Here is a 3928-nt window from a genome sequence, read left to right on the forward strand (position 1 = left end):
GTATCAAAGACTCGTCGGCGAGTATCAAAGACTCATCCACGAGTATCAAAGACTCATCCACGAGTATCAAAGACTCATCCCCAATTCTCCATGCCCAATGCCCCATGCCCCAATACAGTTCAGTTAAGCTTTTTTCTCTCCCCCTGCTCCCGAAGCCTCCCCTGCTCCCCCTGCCTGCCTTAACAGATAAATTTGCTTAACCCAAGCGTATTGCCCCATGCCCAATTCCCAATACCCATGACAACTAAAACACTAGGACTCGAACAAAACCTCTATGACTATTTACTGTCAGTCTCTCTTCGAGAACCGGAAATTTTAACCCAACTGAGACAGGAAACAGCCCAGTATCCAATCGGGAGAATGCAGATTGCTCCCGAACAAGGGCAATTTTTGGCATTACTGGTGCAGTTGCTAGGAGCTAAGAAAACTTTAGAAATTGGGGTATTTACAGGTTATAGTTCCCTGGTGGTGGCATTGGCGTTACCGAATGACGGTAAAGTAGTAGCCTGCGATATTAGTGAAGAATTTACCACGATCGCTAGACGTTATTGGCAACAAGCTGGAGTGGCGGATAAAATTCAACTGCATATTGCCCCAGCTTTGCAGACTTTGGATCGGTTACTGGCAACAGGAGAAGGAGAAACTTTTGATTTTGTCTTCATCGATGCAGATAAGAGCAACTATGATGGCTATTATGAGCGATCGCTGCAATTAGTGCGTCCGGGGGGATTGATTGCGATCGATAATGTTCTCTGGTCGGGTAGGGTTGCCGATCCCCAAGTGCAAGATAATAGAACTAAAAGAATTCGTGCTTTTAATCAAAAACTGCATCAAGACCAGCGAGTTAGTCTTAGTGTAGTAGCGATCGCAGATGGCTTAACTTTGGCACTGAAAAAGTAAGTTGAGCGAAAATAGCTCTTATTGCTCTAACATTTGGAAAAATCGGGTAAAGTAATCTGGAAAAGTCTTCGCTGTGCAACCGGGATCTTTAATTACAATCCCTGGAACCTTCAAGCCAGTGACCGCAAAAGCCATCGCCATTCGATGATCGTGATAGGTTTCAATCGCTGCTGGGGTGATGGGGCCAGGCTCAATTTTCAGTCTATCTGCGAATTCTTCAACTTCAACTCCTAGCCGCCGTAACTCTGTCACCACAGCTTTAATTCGGTCAGTTTCTTTATATCGAATATGTTCCACATTCCGAATGGTAATTGGTGAACTGGCGAAGGGTGCGATCGCTCCTAATGTTTGCACTAGATCCGAGATATCATTCATATCAATGTCGATGCCTTGCAATTGCTTCGGCCCCGTCACTTCGGTGTAATCATCCCCATCCTTAATTTGGCAACCCATCTGTTCTAAAACATTCAACCAGAGAATATCACCCTGACAAGATTGTTTGGTCAAATGTTTTACCCGCACCCGTCCACCCGTGACGGCGGCGGCAGCAAAAAAGTAAGAAGCATTTGATGCATCGGGTTCTACAGTGTAATGTCGAGCTTGGTAACGTTGACCCGCTTTAATCTGAAATTGATTATCGCCGATTTGAATCACCTCCACGCCAAAATCTGCCATCAGACGACAGGTCATTTTGACGTAAGACTGAGAAACCAACGTTCCTTCAACCTCAACAATTGTGTCTTGTTGAGCATAAGGTGCAATCATCAGTAATGCCGAAAGTTGCTGACTTGTTTGGTTCGCTCTCAAGCGAAAATTTCCGCCAGCGAATTGCCGACTATAGACGGTGTAGGGCATAAACCCTGAGTTTCCTTCAAAGTTAACAGTTGCTCCACCCGTTTGCAGCACCGTCAACAAGTCACCCATCGGTCGTTCTCGCATCCGGGGAACGCCATCTAGGCGATATTCACCATTTCCCAGTGCCACCAGCGCCGAAATAAACCGTGCTGCTGTACCTGCCAAACCCACAAATAAATCTGCCTGTTTAGCTGGAATTTCGCCTCCCCTTCCCGCCACTTGAATTTGTGCCAGTTGAGGATTCAAAGTAATGGGAATGCCCAATTGCTCTACGCATTTAGCAAAATACTCGCTGTCTTCACTAAATAAGGCATTTTCTAAAATGGAGTCACCTTGCGCCAAAGCTGCGACAAGCAACGCCCGATTGGTAAGACTTTTAGAACCAGGAATTTCTACCGTGGCATCCACTGGCCGATTCAGAGCAGGAATTGCAATGGTATCCACTTTAAACCTCTACGTAGGCGGTTAGCTACAACTTTATATATTGCCATATCTTGAGCAAAAGGAGCAGGGAAGTAGGGAGTGTGAGTTACAAGTAAAGTAGTGAGGAATGAAATTTTAAAACTTACGTCTGATGTGAATTAGAAACACCGCTTATTCTATAAGGGTTTCTAGATTCACTCAAAATCATAGTTTTGGGATTACCTATGAAATTACAAGGGTTTCAAAGCTTAATTCACATTAGGCGTAACTTATAAAACTTATAATTTATAACTCGCCTATAACTCAGCACTGGCTCAAAGCCAGCTATCCGCTAACAGGACTCTAGAAAGATGCAATTTATCGATCGAGCAAAAATTGAAGTTGAAGCTGGTAAAGGCGGCGATGGTATTGTCGCTTTCCGGCGAGAGAAATACGTGCCGGCTGGCGGCCCCTCTGGTGGTAATGGGGGACGAGGTGGTTCGGTATTTTTCGTTGCCGAAGAAAATTTACAAACCTTGCTGGACTTTAGATATAACCATCGCTTTCAGGCAGAAAAGGGTACTCGTGGCGGGCCAAATAACTGCACTGGGGCAGCGGGTAAGGATTTAATTATCGAAGTTCCCTGCGGTACAACCATTTATGATGCTGAAACTGGCGAACTGCTAGGGGATTTAATTGAACCTAAGCAGACTTTGCTGATTGCCCAAGGTGGTAAAGGCGGACTGGGAAATCAGCATTTTTTGAGCAACCGTAACCGCGCCCCAGAATATGCCCTCCCAGGATTACCAGGAGAAATAAAGCAGCTGCGCCTAGAGTTGAAACTTTTGGCAGAAGTGGGAATTATTGGCTTACCAAATGCTGGTAAATCCACTTTAATTTCATCTTTATCAGCAGCACGTCCGAAAATCGCAGATTATCCTTTCACTACCCTGATTCCGAATTTGGGTGTAGTGCAAAAACCTACTGGCGACGGTACTGTTTTCGCCGACATTCCCGGACTAATCGAGGGCGCGTCTCAAGGTGCAGGACTGGGACACGATTTCTTGCGCCATATTGAGCGCACGCGAGTGTTACTTCACTTAATTGATGCTACTAGTGATGATGTGATTAGAGATTACAACACAATTAAGGAAGAATTACAAGCTTATGGACGGGGTTTAGCAGAACGCCCGCAAATTTTGGCGCTGAATAAAATTGATGCAGTCGATCGCGAAACTGTCGATTTGGAAGCATTAGCTACCCAACTTAATCATCTTTCCTACGCGCCGGTTTTTGTGATTTCTGCGGTTACTCGCACCGGGTTAGAGCCGATGTTACAAGAAATCTGGGGGATTCTCGACCAAATGAAGGTTCCTGAAGAAGTGGAAGCATTTAGATAATTTGTAATTCGTAATTCGTATGAAAAATCTATCTGCCGATTAAATGAGCGTGCAATGTCGAGATGAAAGAAAGGCGGTACGAATGGCGAAAGTCAAAGTTAGGTATCGTCTCCAGGATTTATTATCTGAATAATCTTAGGAAAAAATGCACTTTTGTGCATACGCTGTTAAGTTTATCTTCGATAAGCTATTGAGATAAAGAAGAATTCAGCTATTCTGAATTCAGAAGCAAAGCTGGAGACGTTTCCGTTAGCCCCGGTCAGACTCAATTTAGTATGGTTTTACACCACGCTTAATTGTATACCGTCTATAGAGTCCTTGTCATTACCAACATCTTTTAAAGTGAGGTAGGGATGTAATAGAGTCAGAGT

At 44.5% G+C, this 3928-nt stretch carries 3 protein-coding genes; 2 read left to right on the plus strand and 1 reads right to left on the minus strand.

Annotated features, from left to right (window positions below; translation table 11 throughout):
- Positions 1–237: 237 nt before the first annotated feature.
- The gene (locus RM368_RS38045) at positions 238–900 is read left to right on the plus strand and encodes a class I SAM-dependent methyltransferase (protein WP_322698860.1); all 663 of its coding nucleotides are present in this window, start codon (positions 238–240) and stop codon (positions 898–900) included.
- 18 nt (positions 901–918) lie between these two features.
- On the opposite strand, the gene aroA is transcribed toward RM368_RS38045, so the two are convergent.
- Positions 919–2199, minus strand: a complete 1281-nt coding sequence (gene aroA / locus RM368_RS38050; protein ID WP_322698861.1) for a 3-phosphoshikimate 1-carboxyvinyltransferase — start codon at positions 2197–2199, stop codon at positions 919–921.
- 329 nt (positions 2200–2528) lie between these two features.
- Here aroA and obgE point away from each other — a divergent pair, with 329 nt between their 5' ends.
- Complete coding sequence (gene obgE, locus RM368_RS38055; protein WP_322698862.1) at positions 2529–3557, plus strand: GTPase ObgE; 1029 nt, start codon at positions 2529–2531, stop codon at positions 3555–3557.
- The last annotated feature ends 371 nt before the right edge of the window (positions 3558–3928 follow it).

Origin of the sequence: Nostoc sp. DedSLP03 (assembly GCF_034530815.1) — a bacterium.
GTDB lineage: Bacteria > Cyanobacteriota > Cyanobacteriia > Cyanobacteriales > Nostocaceae > Nostoc.

Excerpts from the sequence above, each read along its gene's own strand:
- obgE (WP_322698862.1), top strand. The coding sequence starts at position 2,529 with ATGCAATTTATCGATCGAGCAAAAATTGAAGTTGAAGCTGGTAAAGGC.
- RM368_RS38045 (WP_322698860.1), top strand. The coding sequence starts at position 238 with ATGACAACTAAAACACTAGGACTCGAACAAAACCTCTATGACTATTTA.